The organism is Roseibium sp., assembly GCF_048261595.1.
Taxonomy (GTDB): Bacteria; Pseudomonadota; Alphaproteobacteria; order Rhizobiales; family Stappiaceae; genus Roseibium.
In genome coordinates this window covers 695556-715476 of sequence record NZ_JBLXFW010000001.1, presented here as the reverse complement: position 1 = coordinate 715476, position 19921 = coordinate 695556, and the positions used below count along the sequence as shown (strand labels likewise).

21 protein-coding genes are annotated in these 19921 nt (G+C 59.9%); 11 read left to right on the top strand and 10 right to left on the bottom strand.

Annotation, left to right across the window (positions count from 1 at the left end):
- Nucleotides 1–35 precede the first annotated feature (35 nt).
- Nucleotides 36–2117 (bottom strand): 4Fe-4S dicluster domain-containing protein, encoded by a 2082-nt coding sequence (locus tag ACN0SY_RS03130; protein WP_417684354.1) that lies wholly within the window; start codon nt 2115–2117, stop codon nt 36–38.
- A gap of 190 nt (nt 2118–2307) precedes the next feature.
- Here ACN0SY_RS03130 and ACN0SY_RS03125 point away from each other — a divergent pair, with 190 nt between their 5' ends.
- Both ACN0SY_RS03125 and ACN0SY_RS03120 read left to right on the top strand, forming a co-directional pair.
- Entirely contained in the window at nt 2308–2847 is a 540-nt protein-coding gene (locus ACN0SY_RS03125) for a DUF3305 domain-containing protein (RefSeq protein WP_417684353.1), read from the top strand.
- Entirely contained in the window at nt 2837–3535 is a 699-nt protein-coding gene (locus ACN0SY_RS03120) for a DUF3306 domain-containing protein (RefSeq protein ID WP_417684351.1), read from the top strand. Before ACN0SY_RS03125 ends, ACN0SY_RS03120 begins: the two co-directional genes overlap by 11 nt.
- Before the next feature lie 18 nt (nt 3536–3553).
- Here ACN0SY_RS03120 and ACN0SY_RS03115 read toward each other — a convergent pair whose 3' ends face one another.
- Together ACN0SY_RS03115 and moaA are read right to left on the bottom strand one after the other, a co-directional pair.
- Complete coding sequence (locus ACN0SY_RS03115; protein WP_417684349.1) at nt 3554–3880, bottom strand: hypothetical protein; 327 nt, start codon at nt 3878–3880, stop codon at nt 3554–3556.
- A gap of 3 nt (nt 3881–3883) precedes the next feature.
- Complete coding sequence (gene moaA, locus ACN0SY_RS03110; RefSeq protein WP_417685859.1) at nt 3884–4873, bottom strand: GTP 3',8-cyclase MoaA; 990 nt, start codon at nt 4871–4873, stop codon at nt 3884–3886.
- Between the two features lie 391 nt (nt 4874–5264).
- On the opposite strand from moaA, the gene ACN0SY_RS03105 reads away from it, so the two are divergent.
- Together ACN0SY_RS03105 and ACN0SY_RS03100 are read left to right on the top strand one after the other, a co-directional pair.
- Nucleotides 5265–6704: a cryptochrome/photolyase family protein gene (locus ACN0SY_RS03105; RefSeq protein ID WP_417684347.1), complete on the top strand. Its 1440-nt coding sequence runs from the start codon at nt 5265–5267 to the stop codon at nt 6702–6704.
- 95 nt (nt 6705–6799) lie between these two features.
- A complete protein-coding gene (locus ACN0SY_RS03100) occupies nt 6800–7174 on the top strand; it encodes a gamma-butyrobetaine hydroxylase-like domain-containing protein (protein ID WP_417684345.1) in 375 nt (124 codons plus the stop codon).
- A gap of 81 nt (nt 7175–7255) precedes the next feature.
- On the opposite strand, the gene ACN0SY_RS03095 is transcribed toward ACN0SY_RS03100, so the two are convergent.
- The 3 genes from ACN0SY_RS03095 to ACN0SY_RS03085 all read right to left on the bottom strand — a co-directional run bounded on the left by ACN0SY_RS03095 (nt 7256) and on the right by ACN0SY_RS03085 (nt 9417).
- Complete coding sequence (locus ACN0SY_RS03095; protein ID WP_417684343.1) at nt 7256–8221, bottom strand: hypothetical protein; 966 nt, start codon at nt 8219–8221, stop codon at nt 7256–7258.
- A gap of 63 nt (nt 8222–8284) precedes the next feature.
- The gene (locus tag ACN0SY_RS03090; protein ID WP_417684342.1) at nt 8285–8929 is read right to left on the bottom strand and encodes a pyridoxamine 5'-phosphate oxidase family protein; all 645 of its coding nucleotides are present in this window, start codon (nt 8927–8929) and stop codon (nt 8285–8287) included.
- Between the two features lie 23 nt (nt 8930–8952).
- Complete coding sequence (locus ACN0SY_RS03085; protein WP_417684340.1) at nt 8953–9417, bottom strand: DUF1348 family protein; 465 nt, start codon at nt 9415–9417, stop codon at nt 8953–8955.
- Nucleotides 9418–9780: 363 nt separating this feature from the next.
- Between ACN0SY_RS03085 and ACN0SY_RS03080 the strand changes: the two genes are divergently transcribed.
- On the top strand, nt 9781–10362 hold the full coding sequence (locus ACN0SY_RS03080) for a TetR/AcrR family transcriptional regulator (RefSeq protein ID WP_417684339.1): 582 nt from the start codon (nt 9781–9783) through the stop codon (nt 10360–10362).
- Nucleotides 10363–10368: 6 nt separating this feature from the next.
- On the opposite strand, the gene ACN0SY_RS03075 is transcribed toward ACN0SY_RS03080, so the two are convergent.
- The 3 genes from ACN0SY_RS03075 to ACN0SY_RS03065 all read right to left on the bottom strand — a co-directional run bounded on the left by ACN0SY_RS03075 (nt 10369) and on the right by ACN0SY_RS03065 (nt 12346).
- Entirely contained in the window at nt 10369–10830 is a 462-nt protein-coding gene (locus tag ACN0SY_RS03075; protein WP_417684338.1) for a hypothetical protein, read from the bottom strand.
- Nucleotides 10831–10951: 121 nt separating this feature from the next.
- Nucleotides 10952–11545, bottom strand: a complete 594-nt coding sequence (locus tag ACN0SY_RS03070; RefSeq protein WP_417684336.1) for a L,D-transpeptidase — start codon at nt 11543–11545, stop codon at nt 10952–10954.
- Between the two features lie 171 nt (nt 11546–11716).
- Nucleotides 11717–12346: a DapH/DapD/GlmU-related protein gene (locus ACN0SY_RS03065; RefSeq protein WP_417684334.1), complete on the bottom strand. Its 630-nt coding sequence runs from the start codon at nt 12344–12346 to the stop codon at nt 11717–11719.
- Nucleotides 12347–12658: 312 nt separating this feature from the next.
- Here ACN0SY_RS03065 and phnC point away from each other — a divergent pair, with 312 nt between their 5' ends.
- From phnC to ACN0SY_RS03040, 5 genes are all read left to right on the top strand, one after another.
- On the top strand, nt 12659–13501 hold the full coding sequence (gene phnC / locus ACN0SY_RS03060) for a phosphonate ABC transporter ATP-binding protein (RefSeq protein WP_417684332.1): 843 nt from the start codon (nt 12659–12661) through the stop codon (nt 13499–13501).
- Between the two features lie 51 nt (nt 13502–13552).
- On the top strand, nt 13553–14467 hold the full coding sequence (gene phnD, locus ACN0SY_RS03055; protein WP_417684330.1) for a phosphonate ABC transporter substrate-binding protein: 915 nt from the start codon (nt 13553–13555) through the stop codon (nt 14465–14467).
- Between the two features lie 79 nt (nt 14468–14546).
- Complete coding sequence (gene phnE / locus ACN0SY_RS03050) at nt 14547–15395, top strand: phosphonate ABC transporter, permease protein PhnE (RefSeq protein ID WP_417684328.1); 849 nt, start codon at nt 14547–14549, stop codon at nt 15393–15395.
- A gap of 12 nt (nt 15396–15407) precedes the next feature.
- Nucleotides 15408–16742, top strand: a complete 1335-nt coding sequence (gene phnE, locus ACN0SY_RS03045; RefSeq protein WP_417684327.1) for a phosphonate ABC transporter, permease protein PhnE — start codon at nt 15408–15410, stop codon at nt 16740–16742.
- A gap of 106 nt (nt 16743–16848) precedes the next feature.
- The gene (locus tag ACN0SY_RS03040; RefSeq protein ID WP_417684325.1) at nt 16849–18060 is read left to right on the top strand and encodes a lytic murein transglycosylase; all 1212 of its coding nucleotides are present in this window, start codon (nt 16849–16851) and stop codon (nt 18058–18060) included.
- Nucleotides 18061–18078: 18 nt separating this feature from the next.
- Here the strand turns inward: ACN0SY_RS03040 and ACN0SY_RS03035 are convergent, their stop codons facing one another.
- A complete protein-coding gene (locus tag ACN0SY_RS03035; protein WP_417684323.1) occupies nt 18079–19047 on the bottom strand; it encodes an aldo/keto reductase in 969 nt (322 codons plus the stop codon).
- A gap of 149 nt (nt 19048–19196) precedes the next feature.
- Between ACN0SY_RS03035 and parA the strand changes: the two genes are divergently transcribed.
- Nucleotides 19197–19835 (top strand): ParA family partition ATPase, encoded by a 639-nt coding sequence (gene parA / locus ACN0SY_RS03030; RefSeq protein ID WP_417684322.1) that lies wholly within the window; start codon nt 19197–19199, stop codon nt 19833–19835.
- The last annotated feature ends 86 nt before the right edge of the window (nt 19836–19921 follow it).

Below are 19921 nucleotides of genomic sequence, written 5' to 3'. Positions count from 1 at the left end.
GCGCTTTTGGCGCGGCACTGTTCAGGGTTCGAACCCTAGTGTTCCTTCAGGAAGTCCTCGACTGACAGGCCGCTCTTGGCCGCGTCGAGATAGTCATCCGTCGTGCGGATCTTCGGCCGGGCAGGGCCGCCTGAATGAAGCAGGCTTTCGTCCATGTTCCACTGAGCGTTGATACGGCAGTCGTCGCACATCTCGATCAGGTTCGCCTGGGCATCCGACAGGAACATCTGGTGCTTGCCGGCGAGACGCTCCTTGATCCGGGCAATCGTCGAGCGGGTGCCGAAGGCCTTGCCGCAGGAGGTGCAGGAGGCCGGTTCTTCCTCGTGCAGGACAACGCTTTGCATTGCCGAAGGCGAAGCGTTGAAGCGCGGTTCCAGCGTGATCACCTTTTCCGGGCAGGTGGTCTGGCAAAGGCCGCACTGAACGCAGGCCGTTTCAACGAAGCTGATCTGCGGCCGGTCGGGATTGTCGCTCAAGGCTCCCGCCGGACAGGCAGACACGCAGGAGAGGCACAGGGTGCAACCCTCGGAATTGACGTTGATCCGTCCGTAGGGAGCTGTTTCCGGCAGCGCAATGATGTCCGGTGCATTTGCCGAAGCGCCGTGCAGCGCCGAGATCGCCAGCCGGGAGACATCTCGTTTGCCTCCGGCTGCAGCGATCCTGCGCGGCGATTCGACGATAGCGCTCCCGGCCTTCACCAAAAGAGTGTTGGCGAGCTCGTCCGGATCGCTCGTCACCAGGATTTCGATGCGATCCTCCGCATCGTGCCCCATTCCGGCGAGCAGGGCCTTTGCCAATGCCGCTTCGTTCTGGATCGGCAGAAGTTCATCGGCTTCCTTGGGGTCGGCGAGGAGAACGATCCGCCGGGCCCCAGCAAGGAATGCCGTGATCATCGCCTCGTGGCCGAAGCCGGTGATCGCGTGCATGCCGAGCGGAAGAACGTTGTCGGGAAGGCCGTCGCCAAAGCGTGCCAGCGCTCCGATCATCTCCGTGCCATGATCATTGCCGTGCAGCAGAAGAACCGGCGGGTTCGCGGTCTTGCCGCTCGCCTCGATGAAGGTTCCTAGCAGCGTCTGCACACGGCCCAGAAGGTCCGCGCGATAAGGATACTGGTAGGTGATTGCGCCGGTCGGGCAGGTCGCCGCACAGCTTCCGCAGCCGCCGCAGATTGCCGGGTCCACGGCGATTTTCTCGCCCGTTGACTGGATCGCTCCGGCAGGGCAGGCATCCAGACAGTTGGAGCAACCCGTCTTGCCAGCGTGGCTGTGAGCGCAGATATCGGCCTGGTAGGCGACGTAAAGCGGCTTTTCGAATTCGCCGACAAGCGTGGCCGCTTCGCGAAGAACTTCGGCAATCGCGACTGTGTCGGAAGGTTCTGCCCGCAGGTATCCGTCGCGCTTTTGCGGAGCGGTGATCGGCGCCGTCTCGCCGCTGAGATCGACAACGACCGAGCACTTCGATTTTGCACCGTCGCGCGGCATCAGGAATTCCGGCTTGCCACGGGACGAGGGCAGCATCGGGGCATAGCCGTTCAGGACAACCTCGAACGATCCCAGAGCGCCGGAGAGCGATCGGATTCGGCCGGAGAAAATCGGGAAGGGCAGAACGGCCGGAAGCACGATGTCGTCGATGGCGGTCAGCACGAGAGTGACCGAAAGGTCCCCTTCAAGTTCCATGGCGGCATCGAGTGCGGCCTGACCACGTCCATAGACAAGGCACATGCCGTCTGAGTTGATCGGCTTGGAGGGGGTCGGGCGCATGCCTTTCTGGAATTCTGCGTCGGCAATCAGGGCGCGGATCTTCGGCGTCGGATTGCTGCCCTTGGCGGCCCAGCCGGCGGTCTCACGAATGTTGACGAAGCGAACCCGGTCGTCTGCCTCGGCCTCTTCCGCGATTTCCCGAAATAGCGGCGCTTCCTGGGTACAGGCAACGAGGAGCCGGCCTCCTTCGCCAAGCGCCGTCTCGAACGTGCCTATTTCATCGCGGCACAACTGGCTGCAGGTCGGGGCGGCCAATCGGTCGGCAAGAGCCTCGGCACTTGCCGTAAGGTCCATCGTCTTGAAACAGTTGCACAACAGCAGGCGTTCGTCGCGGACCTGCGGTTCATTGGCTGGCATTGGCGTTCTCCGGGGTGGGCAAAGCCCTGTTTTTTATAATTATTCCAAGTTTATATCGGAGGCGGCTTTTTGCAAGCTTTCTGCCGATGAAAGTGCTGCGACGGAAATGGCATGATGTAAACGCTTTCAATGGTTTGCCAGATCGATCGCATGGCATAAAATATACCTCAGCCAAGTTTGGGAGAGCGCCTTGGAAGTAGAGATCACGCGGCATGTCGGCATCGTCCTTGAGAAAAGGAAAAGCACGCATCGCTGGGGCGGCGACATCTGGACGCCGGTCGCAATCCTCGTAGACCCGCCTCAGACCGGTGGCTGGCAGGAGATAGAGACCGGTGAGGAACGCCGGCTGTTCCAGTATGGCCCGGTTGCGCTGACCCTTCACCGGAAGATGGGCGAGGCCTATGACGCGAATATCGAGACCGAGAACCCTGCTCTATGGGTAATGCTCGACGATGCCGACACGGAGCCTGTTCCCTACAAGGTGCGAGGCGTCACCGTCGATCCATATGAAGCCATGGGGGTTCTGGATTCCGGCGAGGGGCTGGTGGAGCGCATGCCTGTGCCTGTCGAGATCCTGCACTGGATGGTCGACTATCTGAAACAGATGCCCGATCCCGAAAAGTTCCGGAAACGTAGAAGAGTATCCCACAAGACCGAGGAACAGAAATTCGGGAAGATTCCGATCTTCGAACAGGGCGGGCGACGCGAGGGCGACGAGCATGACGGGTAACGATAAGGACGAGGGTTTCCTGTCACGCTGGTCCCGCCGCAAGCGCGGTGTCGAGGAGGAGAGCGAAGCCGCCGAACTCCAGGTGGTTGCTGATGAGACCTCCGAAGGCGACGAACATGGAACCGAGCCGCAGGAAGATCCGGAGCTGGTTGCCAACAGGGAGGCAGCGGAGGCGGTCGATCTGGAAACGCTGACTTACGAATCCGACTTCACCGTTTTCATGAAGAATGGCGTGCCGGCGGCCTTGAAGAACGCGGCGCTTCAGAAGCTGTGGCGCAGCAATCCCGTGCTTGCAGTTCTCGATGGCCTTAACGACTACGACGAAGACTATCGAATAGCGCAAGGCGTCATGGGCCAGTTCGAAAGTGCCTGGAAGGTCGGCAAGGGCTATGCCGACAAGGCCGAGGAAGTCGCTGCCGAGATGGAAGCGAAATCGGCCCGCCTGGCAGAAGAGCGTGAACGCCTTGCGGCAGGCGAGAAAGCCACTCCGGTCGCAGGAAAGCCCGGCGAAGAAGACCTTGCCGACAATGGCCAGCCAGCGGAGTTGTCGCGCGATGGCGAGGCAGATGACGATGCCAATGCTACCGCTCCGGTCGATATCGAGGTGGCGGAAGTTGACGTTGAGACGGAAATGCCGGCCAAGGCGAAGATCCCGAGCCGTCGCCGGATGAGCTTTACGACAGAATAGATCCAGGCTGCATCCGGGTCAGCGAGCGACCGGAAACTGTGTCTCGCAGTAGGAAGATGCACGGCGCTTGAAAGCCTGGTACTGGCTTTCCTTGATCATGCCCTCGGCGAGCAGCTTGTCCACGTCGCCCACTCGCTGGGCAAGGCAGGCATCAAGCTCCGGGTTTCCGGTCGAGGCGGCTTTGGCCGGATCCTCTCCGGTGACCATGGAAACCCCAGCGCGTACGAAACCGACGTCCTCGCGTCCGAGCCAAAGCATCAGCGCAAGTGCTGAGAGTGCGATCACCAATGCGGTTAGGCGCGCAGTGCGCCCGTCAAGACGGCTGGGGCTCCGCACCGGTTCCATGGATCAGCCGCCTGTAACACTCATGTGGCGGGAGACAGCCGGTTGCTTCGTACGGCGATCGATGACGAAGTCATGGCCTTTCGGCTTGCGTCCAATGGCTTCGTCGATGGCGGCACTCAGGAGTTCATTGCCTTCAGAAGCGCGCAAGGGAGCGCGGAGATCCGACATGTCGTCCTGGCCGAGGCACATGTAGAGCTGGCCGGTACAGGTGACGCGCACCCGGTTGCAGCTTTCGCAGAAATTGTGCGTCATCGGCGTGATGAAGCCCATGCGGCCGCCGGTTTCCTTCACTTCGACATAGCGCGCCGGTCCACCGGTCTTGTAGGGAATGTCTTCCAGGGTGAACTGTTCGGCCAACCGGCTGCGCACCAGTGAAAGCGGCAGGTATTGGTCTGTCCGGTCACCATCGATCTCGCCAAGCGGCATGGTTTCGATGAGGGTCAGGTCGTGGCCGTTGGCATGGCACCACTCCATCATCGGCACGATCTCGTGCTCGTTGACACCCTTGAGTGCGACCATGTTGATCTTGATCTTCAGACCTGCGTCCTTGGCCGCCTGAATGCCGTCCATGACCTTGGAAAGCTCGCCCCAGCGGGTAATCGCCTTGAAACGCTGATCGTCAAGCGTATCGAGCGACACATTGATACGGCGGACGCCGCAGTCGTAAAGCTCGGTCGAAAGCTTGGTCAGCTGGGAACCGTTGGTGGTGATTGTCAGCTCTTCAAGGGCGCCGCTGTCGATATGACGGGAGAGGCCCCGGATCAGGCTCATGATGTTCTTGCGTACCAAGGGTTCGCCGCCGGTCAGGCGCAACTTGCGAACGCCCTTTTCGATGAAGGCCGTGCAGAGCCGGTCGAGTTCTTCCAGCGACAACACTTCACGCTTGGGCAGGAACGTCATGTCCTCTGCCATGCAATAGACGCAGCGGAAATCGCAGCGGTCAGTGACGGAAACCCGCAGGTAAGTGACTGCGCGGCCGAAGGGGTCGATCATCAGCGGCTTGCTATTGGCGGTTGATCCACTCAGGTCAATCGGAGCGCCTGCAGACAACGTTCGATCCGTCGTTCCACCCGTCATATTTTTCTCCCTCGATTCCGGCGCCGGGTTCGGCCGGGTACCTTTTCGGCACTGAGCTCTAACCTAGTGCAATTTGAAACAAGCACAATATCCAGATCGGACAAAGATCTTCGATGGTGAAGCACTTGAGACAGGCCCGGCCGACCTCGACGCGCTGGCCCAGGACGGCCCTCGCGTTGCGGTCGCGGTTTCTCTGTGGGCTGTCGGCGTCTCAAGGTGTGGAAACCCTTCCGGAAACCGCAATGTTGTGATCCGCAGCCTTCCGGTGACGTAGACTGCATAAACCATCCAAATCTATGCGAGCCCCATGACTACGATCGTCTGGTTCCGTCAGGATCTACGCCTTGCCGATAACCCAGCCCTTTTCGAGGCAGCAGCCAAAGGCCCGGTGCTTCCCGTCTTCATCCTGGAAGATCCGGAGAGATCGGGTGAACGCCACCCCATGGGGGGTGCAAGCAATTGGTGGCTTCACCATTCGTTGAAGGCATTGGCCAAGTCCCTCGGAGGGCTTCTGCTCCTGCGGGGGGATGCCCGTGTCGCCATTCCCGCTTTGGCCCATGAGACAGGTGCGACAGCCGTCCATTGGAACCGCTGCTACGAACCTCATGCAGTCGAGCGGGATACGGAAATCAAGGCAGAACTGAAGCAGCAGGGGATCGAGGTAAACAGCTACAACGCCAGCCTTCTGCACGAGCCGTGGGAGCTGGAAACAAAGTCCGGTGGGCCGTTCAAGGTCTATTCGCCTTTCTGGCGGGCCGCGTTGCAGGAACCTGTTGCCGACCCGCTGCCCCGGCCGGAAAAGCTCGTGATTGCCGATCTGCCCAACACCGGCGAGCAGATTGACGACCTCGATCTGCTGCCAAGATCGCCGAATTGGGCAGAAGGTTGGGAAGACCTGTGGCAACCGGGGGAAGAGGGTGCGATGAAGCGGCTCCAGGACTTCCTGGCCGATGGCCTTGAGGGGTATGGCGAGCTTCGCAATCGTCCGGACCTGCCGAATGTGTCGCGCCTTTCGCCGCATCTGCACTTCGGCGAGATTTCACCGCGACAGATCCGTCATGAAACCAATTCGGTCGAAGATGCCGAGCCGGCGCTGAAAAAGGATGGCGCCAAGTTCATCAGCGAGATCGGCTGGCGCGAATTCTCCTATCATCTGCTCTATCATTTTCCGACCTTGCCGCACGACAACTTCAAGCCCTCCTTCGACGCCTATCCATGGCGCGCAAGCGAAACCGACCTCAGGGCCTGGCAAAGGGGTGAAACCGGATATCCAATTGTCGATGCCGGCATGCGCGAACTCTGGAAGACCGGATACATGCACAACAGGGTGCGCATGATTGTTGCCAGCTTTCTGGTCAAGCATCTGCGTCTCGATTGGCGTCACGGCGAGGCCTGGTTCCGCGATACCCTCGTCGATGCGGATCTGGCGAACAATTCTGCCAGCTGGCAGTGGGTCGCCGGAAGCGGTGCGGATGCCGCCCCGTATTTCCGCATCTTCAATCCAATGAGCCAGGGTGCCAAATTCGATCCGGACGGAGCCTATGTCCGCCAATGGGTGCCCGAGCTTGCAGGGTTGGACGATGCCTATATCCACGCCCCTTTCGACGCTCCGGACAAAGCGCTCATCAAGGCGGGTGTGACGCTGGGCAAGACCTACCCCCATCCCATCGTCGAGCACTTTGCCGCTCGTGACGCCGCGCTCGAAGGCTATGAAGCCGTGAAGCGTGGTGGAGAAGCCGCCGCCTGACCTGCAATTAAATCCGTGAGGTGCCGGTTACTCGAGCGATTGGGCTTGAATGCTGGCGGGCCACGTGGCTATCGTCCGCGCGACTTTTCGGGGAGATGAAACAGGTGACAGACCAAAAGGCCTGGCCGACGGAAATCCGGCTGAAGAATGACAAAAAGACGCTGCACGTTGCCTTCGACAACGGTGAATCGCATGAGTATTCGGCGGAATACCTCCGCGTCTGTTCGCCTTCAGCAGAGGTGCAGGGCCACTCTCCATCGCAGAAGAAGACCGTGCCGGGAAAGATCGATGTCGGCATCATGACCATCGAGCCTGTCGGCAATTACGCTGTGCGCATCCATTTCGACGACATGCACAATACCGGCATCTACACTTGGGACTATTTCCTGGAGCTCGCCAGTGAGCGCGAAAAGCACTGGGGTGGCTACCTTGGCGAACTGAAAGAAAAAGGCCTCACCCGCGAAAGGTGAGGCCAGGTGGCCCGGAGGAGACTGCGGTCCGGGCCGGGGTTCCTGCGGCATTTGAGGGCAACGACGCCGCAGGAAAGGCACCTACCTGGATGTGACGGTGTCCAGAAAGGCATTCAGTTTCCGGCGGAAAAGCGGGTTCTGCACGCTGCCGTTCGCGGAATTTCTCATGGATGTGGAATAGGCGCTGGTGATCGGCTGCTCGTAGTTGGGGTCAGTTGCATTTGTCGCGCTTGGCTCGTCCCAGACAACCAGAGCCGGGGGCGTCGTCGTCGCGAGGGCTTCGTGCCAATTTGAGTAGACGGCACTTTCACGCTCACCTGTCAGGAAATAGGCAAGGTCGAGCCCGTCTTCGGGCGTCTGGTCCAGAAGGAACTGGGCGTACCAATAATCATCGTCAGTTGTGGCATCCGGGCTTCGCATGCCGACCGTGAACTGCCACCGGCCATCCTGAACGTTGAGGGAGGCCCGCATGCTTGCGTCTTCCAGCAGGGAGTCTTGCTGCCACTGCGCCTTGACCGGTTGCCAGAAGCGGGCAAGCGAGTGCGGGTAGTCCAGCCTCGCGCTGACGATCAGTCCGGTCACACTTTCAGGATCCAGTTCGAAGAGGCGATAGGCCAGGTCAGTGGTCTGTGTCGACAGGAACAATGCATAACGCGAGATGCCATTTCGGCGGAGCATCGTCTGGAGAGCAAGGGCGGTCGCGCGGGAAACATTATCCGGCTCAGACGTCGCATCCAGATCGTGGTGCCGTGTATGCCGGTAGTCCGCCGCGAGGACATGAAACTCGTGGATCAGGCTGGGTGAAAGCGTCGCCAGCATCCCTGCATCGTCACCGGGAGCAGTAAGAACCACGAGCGTCGGGTTGCTCGGATCTCCGGCCTGCAAAAAGCTGATCGGGAGATCGTCGGCGCGCAGTTCGATGAAATGGTCCGGGATACCGGGAGCATAATACTCCGGCGAGGCTACAGCTTGGTCGAAACCGGAAAATGCCGCGACCACAGCGGAAGCTGCGAGGGATGTTCTCGAAAAATCAGGCATCTGGATCATGTGCGTGCCCCCATGGAAATCGACGTTTTGGAACGGGTGGACCCGGCAAGGCAGTCCTTGCCGCTACGCGTTGCTTGTTCCGCTCGCAGCAGCCAGTTGGCGTTTGAGAGCTTCGTTTTCGGTCTCGAGTTGCTGAAGACGGCTCCGCAGGCTGCCCAACTGCGGTTCCAGGTCCGCCAGGGTGAAGCGCTGTGGAATGTGGGAGGGGCAGTTCCAGTCAAATGCCTCGACACTCAACAGGACCGCCCTTTCAGGCAGTGCGCGATACCCGTCCGGACGTAGGCGCTCGATGAGCAGCGGGTCATCCGCCGCTGCGACCTGCCGGGCACGCGCCAAGACCTTCAGTCTTCGCCGGTTCGGATAGTCGATCAGGATCAGGCTGATACGGTCATTGCCGGTCAGATTGCCCGAACTGATGTACTGACGGTTTCCGCGGAAGTCGGCGTAGCCGATTGTCTGCTCGTCCAGAACCTTGAGGAAACCCGCCGGGCCGCCCCGGAACTGGACGTATGGCCAGCCCGTTTCTGAAACGGTCGCCTGGTAGAAGCCGTCCCTTTCGTGGATGAACTGCGCCTCGATCTCGGTGATTGTGTCGCGGGTGATCAAGTCTCCGCAGTCGAGTGCGGCGTAGGCCGAGCGCGAACCTTCCTGATCCTGCCGGACCTTGACCGAGGGAGTGAACGCTATGTCTGCGAATGCGCGTGTCATCGTCAGTTCTCAGATTGTGGGTATCAAAGGGATAGGTCACTCAGGCCAGGATGGTCGTCCGGACGTCGTCCGAGCGGCCAATGGAACAGGCGCTCGTCCGCGGAGATCCTGAGGTCGTTGATGCTGGCGATGCGGTGTTGCATCAGGCCGTCTTCGGCAAATTCCCAGTTTTCATTGCCGTAAGAGCGGAACCATTGCCCAGCCGCATCGTGCCATTCGTAGGCAAAGCGGACGGCGATACGATTGTCGGTAAAGGCCCAGAGTTCCTTTATCAGGCGATACTTGTGCTCGCGCTGCCATTTCGTCGTCAGGAAGGCCTCGACCGCGCTTCGTCCGGTAAGAAAGTCGGATCGGTTCCGCCAGACGGTGTCGGGCGTATAGGCAAGCGCGACACTGCCGGGAGTGCGGCTGTTCCAGGCATCTTCCGCAGCACGCACCTTGGTGATTGCAGTGTCGCGGGTGAAGGGTGGGAGGGGCGGACGTGACATGAATTATTTCCTTGTGCGCAGGCATCGCTCGTTCAGAGCTGTGAATTGAGTTTTTCGGCAAGCGTCAGGGCCAGGGCAGTGAATGCTGCGAACCAGCGTAGAAACCTTGGGGCTGGATATTTTCTGAGGAGCATTTTCCGACCTCCCTGACTTCAATAAGTACCGATCTGTTCATTTTGATAATTGGAATATGTACAGATCTGTTCAGTTATGCAAGGGGGAGAATGGCGAAATCGAGCTATTTTGCCCGTCCGGACGCTGGAAGATTGGATCAAATAGCGCTTAAATTGCTGTGTTTATTGCGGAACTTGAAAAATGAGGTGAAGTGAATTAAATTACAGATCGGTACAGAAAGGTATTGTGATGCGTCCGAGCAAACGCGACGAACTGGTTCGAGAAGCCCTGAAGGTTTTCTATCGTGGAGGATTCCATGCAACGGGGATGGACGCTCTTGTCGCGGCGACCGGCATCTCGAAGACTACGATGTTCAAGCACTTCAGCTCCAAGGAAGAGCTGATCCTGGCCGTCTTGCGGCTTCGCGACGAAAATTTCCGCAATTGGATCATCAGGCGAGTGGAAGAACGTGCCTCATCCCCGCGCGGGCGCTTGCTTGCGTTATTCGACGTTCTTGCCGAGTGGTTCGAGCAACCGGATTTCCGTGGCTGCATGTTCATCAAGGCGTCAGGGGAATACCAGGATCCCGATCACCCTATCCATGCGCAGTCGGCCGAGCACAAGCGGCTGCTCTTCAAGTACTTCGATGCTGTTGCACGTCAGGCTGGGGCAAAAAGGCCCGGAGATCTGGCAAGGCAGCTGTTGTTGTTGAAGGAAGGCTCGATCATCGCCAAGCATATGGGATACGAAGTCGATCCTGCCGGGGACGCCAAGGCAGCCGCTCGAACACTTCTGGAAGATGCGCTGGGCCCGGAAGCGGAAGCTGCCTAAGCAGTTTTAGTCGGAAGGTTGCTTGCCCAGCTCTCGCGCCATCTGGTCGACATAGGCGAGAATCGCTTCGATATCGTCCAGGGTAAGAATGACTTCCTGGATCGTGGCGGGCAGGTTGTCCGGTCTGGGACCATCACCTTGAAGCCGGACATGTGCCGGATGCGGGTTCCGGGCCATGAAGGTGTCGAAACGGTCCTCCCAGTCCTTTAGAAACTCGATCATGATCTTGAATGAGGGCGTGGACGAGGTTCCCGCGAAACGGTCTTTCTCGCTGATGATGTGGCAGCGGGCACAGTGAAGCTTGGAGAGTTCGAAGCCTCTTTGCTGCAGCGCTTCAGTGGGCGAGGCGAGGGCCGGCTGGATGGAAAGAGCCGTGAGGGCCGCAAACACCCCAAACGCAAGAGCGATAAGCTGTCCCGGGACTGACGTTGCGGATGGCTGATGGTGCCGAAGGCATCTCCCTGGCATCTGGCTACTCCTTCCTGACTGCTGCCGGAAAGGCTGGCGCAAGATCACAGAAAGGGCAAGCCGGAAACAGAAAAGCCGGCGAGGAGCCGGCTTTTCCCAATCACGATGCTCGGATGGCAGCTTATCGTTTCACGACGATCTTCGAGCCGACCGAAACACTGTTGTAGAGGTGGATAACGTCTTCGTTCGCCAACCGGATGCAGCCGGAAGAAACCGCGCTGCCAATCGTCCACGGCTGGTTTGTCCCGTGAATGCGGTAGAGCGTGCTGCCGATATAAAGGGCACGTGCTCCAAGAGGGTTGTTCGGTCCGCCGGGCATGTGGGCAGGCAGGATCCGGCCCTTTGCGCGTTCGCGGGCGCGCATCTGAGGCGGGGGGGTCCAACCCGGCCACTCTGCCTTGCGGGTGATGTTGTGGGTGCCGGCCCACTGGAAGCCGTCCTTGCCGACGCCGATGCCGTATTTCATCGCCTTGCCGCCCGGAAGTACATGGTAGAGGCGCCGCTCGGCGGTATCCACAATGATGGTTCCCGGGCTGTAAGGCCCGTCATAGCTGACTTTCTTGCGGCGAACTGGCGACTTGCCGCCATAGGACGGGCCGTAGTTGACCCATTGCTTTTTTTCCAGGTCGAAAAATTGTCCGCCGGGGGAAGCAAATGCGCTTCCCGACGTCACTGCGAATAACAGCGCGAAAGCTGCGAGTAATCCTTTAGCCATCGTCGTACCTTTGAGATCATTCCAATATAATTTGCGCACACGAAACACCAGACGAACCCTGCCATTCTAGCCTTTACGCAGCGTTAATGGTAATACTCTCATTGGACTTGCCTGCAGGGATAACGGGAATGTGAACGCCGCAGACGCGTGGTTTTCGGCATGGGCCTTCGTTTATATCCCGTATTTCTCGATGAAAGCGTCGATTTCCAGATCCCTGAAGTCGGGAAGCCGCTGCTTGAGCGTTGCATGGTCCCAGTTCCACCACGCAATTTCCATGAGAGCGTCGGCCTGCCGCTCCGAGAAGCGCCTTTTGATATGGCGCGCCGCGACACCCCCGACGATGGAGTAAGGCGGAACATCCTTCGAGACGACGGCACCTGCTGCCACCACAGCACCGGTTCCGATCGTTACGCCGGCAAGCACGGTCGCGCCATGTCCGATCCAGACATCGTGTCCAAGGGTGACCCAGTCTTCCTTGCGCCAGTCGAAGAAGGCGCTGTCATCGGCTCCCATGTCGAAGGCGGCCGCGCGATAGGTGAAGTGGTGCTGCGAGGCGCGCCAGGTCGGGTGGTTCCCGGGATTGAGTCGAACATTTCGGGCAATCGAACAGAACTTGCCGATCGTGGTCCAGACCACGTCTCCGCCTTGGACGATGTAGGAATAGTCGCCCATCTGGCTCTCGCGCATTTCGGTGAAGGCGCCAACCTCGGTCCAGGCACCCAACTCGCAATTCAGGACCTGCGCATCAGGGTGAATGTTCGGGGCGGACGTGAGTCGTTCTTTTTCAGCAGCTTTTGTCATGGCAGTATCCAATCTTGGGTTTCTGCCTTTTAGGTTTCGCGCTTGTGCCCTGTGTAACAGTTCCATGATGAAACGATGAAATTTCGATCACTTTCAGCCTTCGAAGACTTTCATCTGGATCCGGCGTCGTCCGGGTGTAAATGACAAGTGCTTGCTTTCAATGGATCTTGCGACCTACACGGCAAAGCGTCATGGGCATGTCATGAAACTGTCGCCAAAACTTCAAGGGTCTTGCAGGTCTCTTGTCATGCGTTTGTAATGGAGCCGTGGCTCTTGTCGCTGAGCAAATAACAACAGCGACAGGGCTCTCGGGTGATCCATTTCGAGAATGTGACAAAGACCTTTGGCGTGCGTACCGCCGTCGATAGCGTCAGCTTTACCATCGACAGACCGCAGATGGTCGGCATCATCGGCCGGTCTGGTGCCGGCAAGTCGACGCTCCTGCGGATGATCAACCGATTGACGCCCGCGACCTCGGGCCAAATCCTGTTCAACGGTCAGGACATCCTGAGCCTGAAGGGCGGCGCGATGCGGCGATGGCAGCGCGACTGCGCCATGGTGTTCCAGCAGTTCAACCTGGTTCCGCGTCTCGACGTCGTCACCAACGTGATGCTGGGCCGCCTCAATGCCCAGTCCACTTTCAAGAGCCTTTTCAACGTCTTCAGCGCATCAGACGTAAATACGGCCCTGTCGGCGCTTGACCGTCTGGGGATCGCCCAGGAGGCCACGAAGCGGGCCGAGGAACTCTCCGGTGGTCAGCAGCAGCGCGTTGCCATCGCCCGCGCCTTGATGCAGGACCCGCACATGGTGCTCGCCGACGAGCCGATCGCCTCGCTCGACCCCATGAACGCGAAGATCGTTATGGATGCCCTGCGCGAGATCCATGAGCGCGACAACAAGATTGTCGTGTGCAACCTGCACACGCTCGATACGGCCCGCAGCTACTGCGATCGCGTGATCGGTATGCGTGACGGCCGCATCGTCTTCGATGGAGCGCCCGAGGCGCTGACGACCGAAGTGGCGCGCGAGATCTACGGCGCCGACGAAAGCTTCAACGAAGCCGCGACGTCGACCTCCATCGAGACCCGGACGAAGCCTGTCCGAATTTCAGATCCTGCCGGTGTGATGACGCCGGCGGTCGCGGCCGCGGTCTAGTCCCGGCCCGGACCAACGTCATCAAGATCCATCTTTTCGGGAGAACCCCAGATGAAATTCCTCTCCAAGACCGCAGCTCTTGCCGCTGTCAGCATGCTCGCCCTGAACGCAACCTCCGCCCTTGCCCAGGACCAGATCACCGAGTTCCGCATCGGCATCCTCGGCGGTGAAAATGCTTCCGATCGCCTGCGCGCCTATGAGTGCCTTGTGGACAAGACCGCCGACCTGCTGGGCGTTGAAGTCAAGCTCTTCGCGCCGGCCGACTACAACGGCGTCATCGAAGGCCTGCTCGGCGGCAACCTCGACATGGCCTGGCTGGGTGCATCCGGTTACGCCAAGGTCTACCTGACCGACCCGGAAGCCGTTGATCCGGTTCTCGTCAAGGTCAACAACGATGGTGGCTACGGCTACTACTCCATCGGTTTTGCCCGCATCGACAGCGAAATCAATTCGCTCGACGACATGAAGGGCAAGGTTTTCGGTTTCGGCGATCCGAACTCGACCTCCGGCTACCTGATCCCGTCTATCGAGATCCCGAAGCTGGGCTACTCCATGAAGTCCGGCGAATACTTCGGTGAAGTCAAGTTCACCGGCGGTCATGAGCAGACCATCGTTGCAGTCGCAAACGGCGACATCGACGGCGGCGTGACCTGGGCCGACGGCCTCGGCGAATGGGAAGACGGCTACAATTCCGGTGCCCTGCGTAAGGCTTCCGATGCCGGTCTCGTCGACATGACCGAAATCCACGAAATCTGGCGCTCGCCGGTGATCCCGGAAGGTCCGGTTGTCCTGTCCAAGAAGCTTCCGGAAGACGTTAAGCTGAAGATGACCGGCCTTATGGCGTCCCTGAAGTCCATGGATGAAGAGTGCTTCTACGGCGTTGCTGCCGGCGAGGCGAAGGGCTTCATGCCGATCACGCACGCTGCCTACGAATCCATCGTCGCAGCCCGCAAGGCCAAGAACTGATCGGCCTCAATTCCAAGAACGCGGACCGGCCTTCCGGTCCGCGTTTTCTTGTATCTGTCTCTTGATAAAGGTGTCCCGCATGGCCGTTGCCGCTCTGGAGCAGGAAATCCTGTCGATGCGCAACCGGCGCCAGCTCTACTCCCTGATCGGGATTCTGCTGGCCGTCGCCATTCTCGTTTCCGGCTATTCCAAGTCGAACGCAATGAATTCCGGCAGCTTCGTCGAGGGGCTGAGCAAGTTCTTCGATTATCCTGGCGAGATCGTGAAAGAGGCCTGGCAGGCCGGTCCGGACTTTTTCGGCCTGATCATTCATTTCGTTCCCTTCATGCTGGAGACGCTGAACATCGCGGGCGTCGCGACGCTGATCGGCGGCGCGATGGCGGTGGTCCTTGCCATGGCCTCGACGCGAAACGTCGACAGCTACGGTCCGCTCATCCCGGTCGTCCGCCGCGCAATGGACATTATGCGCGCCTTTCCCGAGCTGATCATTGCGCTGTTCCTGATCTTTGTGCTTGGGTCCTCGCCGATCCCGGCCATGATTGCAGTCGCCTTCCACACCGCCGGGGCGTTGGGCAAGCTGTTCTCCGAAGTGAACGAGAATATCGATCGCAAGCCCATCGAGGGCCTGTCGGCCTGCGGCGCCAACTGGCTCCAGCGTATCCGCTTTGCCGTGTTGCCCCAGGTAGCGCCCAACTACCTGAGCTATTTCCTGCTGCGCTTTGAGATCAACGTCCGCGCCTCGGCGATTCTCGGTTTCGTCGGCGCCGGCGGCATCGGTGCGGAGCTGCGCCGGACCATCGGTTGGGGGCAGGGGTCGGGCGACGAGACGGCCGCCATCTTCGTTCTGCTGTTCGCCACCATCATGATCATCGACCAGACGTCGTCCTATTTGCGCGGCAAGCTTGTCGGCAACGGCCGGGGGCATTGAGGAGACATGTCAATGACTGACGCAACGATCCAGCCTGGCATCGATCCGCAGACGGTCTTCTCGCAGATCCGTCGTCGCACGGCCTTTACCGTCGGACTCCCGCTGCTGATCCTCACCTATCTTCTCTACACCTGGTTTGCCTTCGGCGTGCCGGATCTGCTTGAGCGTGCCCAGCCGGAGCGCGCCGTCATCCTCGCCACCGACGCTGTCGCCCACAAGGTCCACGTGACCAAGGACTTGCGCCGCGGCGGTCTCGAGATCGCCGTCGAGGGCGAGCGTACCGCGACCTACGAACAGGGCACTGCGCCGGATTGGGTCAAGCTGGATGGCGAAAACGCGGTCGTCGATCTCGGCGAGGGTTACCTGATCGAGATCGACGGCAAGACCATGCGCTTCACCGTGCCCGACTACGGCATCATAAAGGTCACCGGCACCAAGACCGGTGTCGAGACCCTCTTGCCGAGTGGGCCGGTCCCGGATTGGGTGAAGGACGATCCGCGCAAGTTCGACGCCCGCCCGACCCTAGATCGGCGCGTCCAGGTGACGAAGACCAAGATCGAGGTGCACAACTACTTCGGCGGCTGGGAGAACTTCTGGTTCCCGTTCCGGTCTCAGTTGCATGGCATGTCCATGTCGCAGCTCTGGGCCCTGGCAACGAGCAGTGACCGGATCGATCCTGAGAGTTCGAACCTGTCGTTCATCTTCAACGAGTTCCTGACCAATCCGGATTGGCAGCACAAGGCGGTGTTCATCGCCCTGTTCGAGACCATCATGATGGCGGTCCTCGGCACATTGACAGCGGCACTCGTTGGCCTGCCGCTCGCCTTTCTGGCTGCACGCAATTTCACGCCCTCGTTCGTGATCCGGTTCGGCGTTCGCCGGGTCTTTGATTTCCTGCGCGGCATCGACATGCTGATCTGGTCATTGATTTTCATCCGGGCCTTCGGACTCGGGCCGCTGACCGGTGCGCTCGCCATCGCCTTTACCGATACAGGTACCCTCGGCAAGCTCTTCTCCGAAGCGCTGGAAAACATCGACAACAAGCAGGTGGAAGGCGTGCGGGCCACCGGCGCCAACCAGCTCCAGCGATACCGCTTCGGCGTCATTCCCCAAATCTTGCCGGTGTTCGTGTCCCAGGTGCTCTATTACCTGGAATCCAACACCCGGTCTGCCACCGTCATCGGCGCTCTGGGGGCCGGCGGTATCGGCCTGATGCTGGTGGAAACCATGCGCACGTCGCGTGACTGGGAAAACACCAGCTACATCATCATCATGACCATACTTGTCGTGATCGCGATGGATCAGGCTTCGAGCTGGCTCCGCCGCAAGCTGATCGAGGGAAAGTAAGGCCGGTTTCGATCAGGCGGCAAGCCAATGCCGCCTGCCTTATTTCCGTCGCGGGACCTTGCGAGTCTTTTTGGCAACGAGATTCGCGAGCGGCGGAGCGAAGAACATGATTTTCACACTGAACCACGGAACGGGGCGGGCGACCTTCCTGGTTTCGGCCTTCCTGGGCTTGGCGACGGGCAGTGGCGGGGCACTGGCGGCATCGATTGACCGCTGCGTGTCCTCGCTCAAGGCCGAGGCCGTCAAATCGGGCGTGCAGCCGGAAATTGCCAGTCAGATGCTTGATGGGGCGAAGTACGATGAGAAAGTCATTCGGTTCTCCACCTCCCAGCCGGAATACGAGACGCCGATCTGGGACTACATGGCCTTTCTGGTCGACCCGCAGCGGATCGAGGATGGCAAGGCGCTTCTGAAGAAGCACCAGTCGACACTTGCCTCGGTCGAGAAACGTTTTGGTGTCGATCGCCACGTGGTTCTGGCCGTGTGGGGAATCGAGAGCGATTACGGCCAGTTTCGAGGCGATTTCTACACACCGCATGCACTTGCCAATCTCGTATGCGCCGGCGGGCGGCGCGCGAAATACTTCAAGGGCGAGCTGATCAAGACGCTCCAGATTGCCTCGCGCGGAGACGTGCCGGTCAATGCGTTCCAGGGGTCCTGGGCCGGGGCTTTCGGACAGACACAGTTCATGCCGACGACCTATACCCGCCTTGCCGTCGATTTCGATCGTGACGGTCACAAGGATCTGGTCAACTCGATCCCGGATGCCTTGGCATCAACAGCGAATTTCCTGAAGGATGCTGGTTGGCAGAACTCAAGGCCCTGGGGGTACGAGGTCAAGCTGCCGAGTGGATACAAAGGGCCGACCGGGCGCACGAAGCGGTCGTCTTTATCGACCTGGAACAAGCGCGGTCTGACCCATGTCGACGGCAGGAAGCTGTCCGGGAAACTTGAGGCCGGCCTGATCCTGCCGGCTGGCAGCAATGGCCCGGCCTTCCTGGTGACACGCAATTTTGACGCCCTGCGCTCCTATAACGCGTCCCAGTCCTACGGGCTGGCCATCGCGCTCCTGTCAGAGCTCGTGTCCGGAGGCGAGCCGTTCAGGACGCCATGGCCGACCAATGATCCCGGGCTTTCCCGGGTGCAGCGACTGGAGCTCCAGAAACTCCTGAACAAGGCCGGCTTCAATGTCGGCGAGCCGGACGGCAAGGTCGGACCCGCCACCCGATCCGGTATCAAACAGGCCGAGGCACGTTATGGCATGCCGGTCACGGGCCGTCCCGGCTGGGCAATTTACCAGCAGCTTGGCGGGCAGTAGAGGCCGCCTGAATGGGGTTTACTGCTCCTCCAGCCGGTCATTTGCCGGTGGGGGAGTTCGCGACAGGGACGAGATCTCGTGACGAAGCTCATCGGTCATCTTGACGTTGACCGACTTGAGGGCAGGGGCAAGCTGTTCGGGATTGCGCGCACCGATGATCGGGGCGGTGATACCGGGATGGCCGGCAACCCACGAAACGGCCAGTGACACCGGGTGAACGCCCAGCTTGTCGGCAAAAACAGTGAATTTCTCTGCCACCTCATACACCCAGGTCTCGCCATAGCGTGCCGCATACATGGCATTTTCCGACAGTCGGGTTCCGGAGGGCTTGTCTCCGGGTCGGAACTTGCCCGAGAGCAGACCACCGCCCACAGGGCTGTAGGAAATCACGCCCAGGCCTTCCGACTGGGCGAGGGGCAGGATCTCGGTCTCTGCCTGGCGCTTGACCAGATTGTACATGGGCTGCAGCACGTCGAACCGGCTCCAGCCTTGTCGCTCGCTGATGCCGAGTGCCTTCGCCACTTGCCAGGCGGCATAATTGCTGGCGCCGATATAGAGCACCTTGCCGGCGCGGACCGCATCCTCCAGGCCGCGAAGGGTTTCCTCCAGCGGTGTCGCGTGGTCGAACTGGTGGACGAAATAGACATCCAGCCGGTCGGTGCCGAGCCGCTTGAGGCTGGCTTCGATGGCAAGCGCGACGTGCCTCCGGTTTGTGCCGCCCGGATTGGCGCCTTTCATCATGGATCCGAAGACCTTGGAGGTGATCACCAGCTCGTCCCGCTCACTGGCGATCAGGCGGCCAAGGATTTCCTCCGCAGCTCCGTTGGAATAGACATCGGCGCAGTCAAAGAAATTGATCCCGGCGTCGCGGCAGGAGCGGTAGAGCGCACGCGACGTAGCCTCGTCAGCGTCCCCCCCGAAGGACATGGTTCCAAAACAAAGTTCCGATACCTTGATTCCGGTTCGTCCAAGCGGAACGTATTTCATGACAGCCCTCCCACGCTTGCCTATGGGCGCCTAGCAGATCGCATCCAGGTGCCCGCGTCCAGTCGCAGATTTTCGCCCCGGAAGAACAACTGTTGTCTTTGTGTATATTGCGGCGCAATATGGCGTTGCGACCAACCAGGAGGTCCGAAATGACGGGGAAAATACTGACGGTAGCCCAGCAGAAGGGCGGTTCAGGCAAAACGACTCTTGCCGCTCATATCGCAGTTGCACTGTCCCGCATTGGCGGCAAATCCGTTGCGATTCTGGATGTCGATCCGCAAGGCTCCCTCGGGACGTGGTTCGAAGCACGCGAGACCGCATATGGCGAGGACGCTACAGGACTTGAGTTCCGTACTGCCTCAGGCTGGGGAGCACGTCGCGAAGCGCGTTCCATGGCACGCGACCACGATTTTGTCATTATCGACACACCGCCGAAAACCGATGCGGACGCCAAACCCGCCATGGAAGCTGCGGACCTTGTCGTGGTTCCGATCCAGCCGACGCCGGTGGATCTTTGGGCCACGGAACAGACCATCCGTCTTGCCGAGCGGGAAGACACACCGGCGATCCTGATTCTTAACCGCGTGCCGCCCCGCGCAGCGCTTACCGGGGAAATGGCCGATGCCATCGCGGCGTCCGGCTACAGCACCCTGACGGCACGGCTCGGCAACCGCACCGGCTATGCATCATCCATGGGGTCCGGTCACACGGTGATGGAAACGCAGCCCACGGGCAAGGCTGCACAGGAGGTCGACGCACTGATTGCGGAGCTTCGCAAGCAGATCTGACGCAACGTTTTCCGTTTTGCCTTGGCATTGTCATGATCGCGTGTACCGTATCTCTTGGCACGATTTTTTAGCCGGGTGTTCGGGAG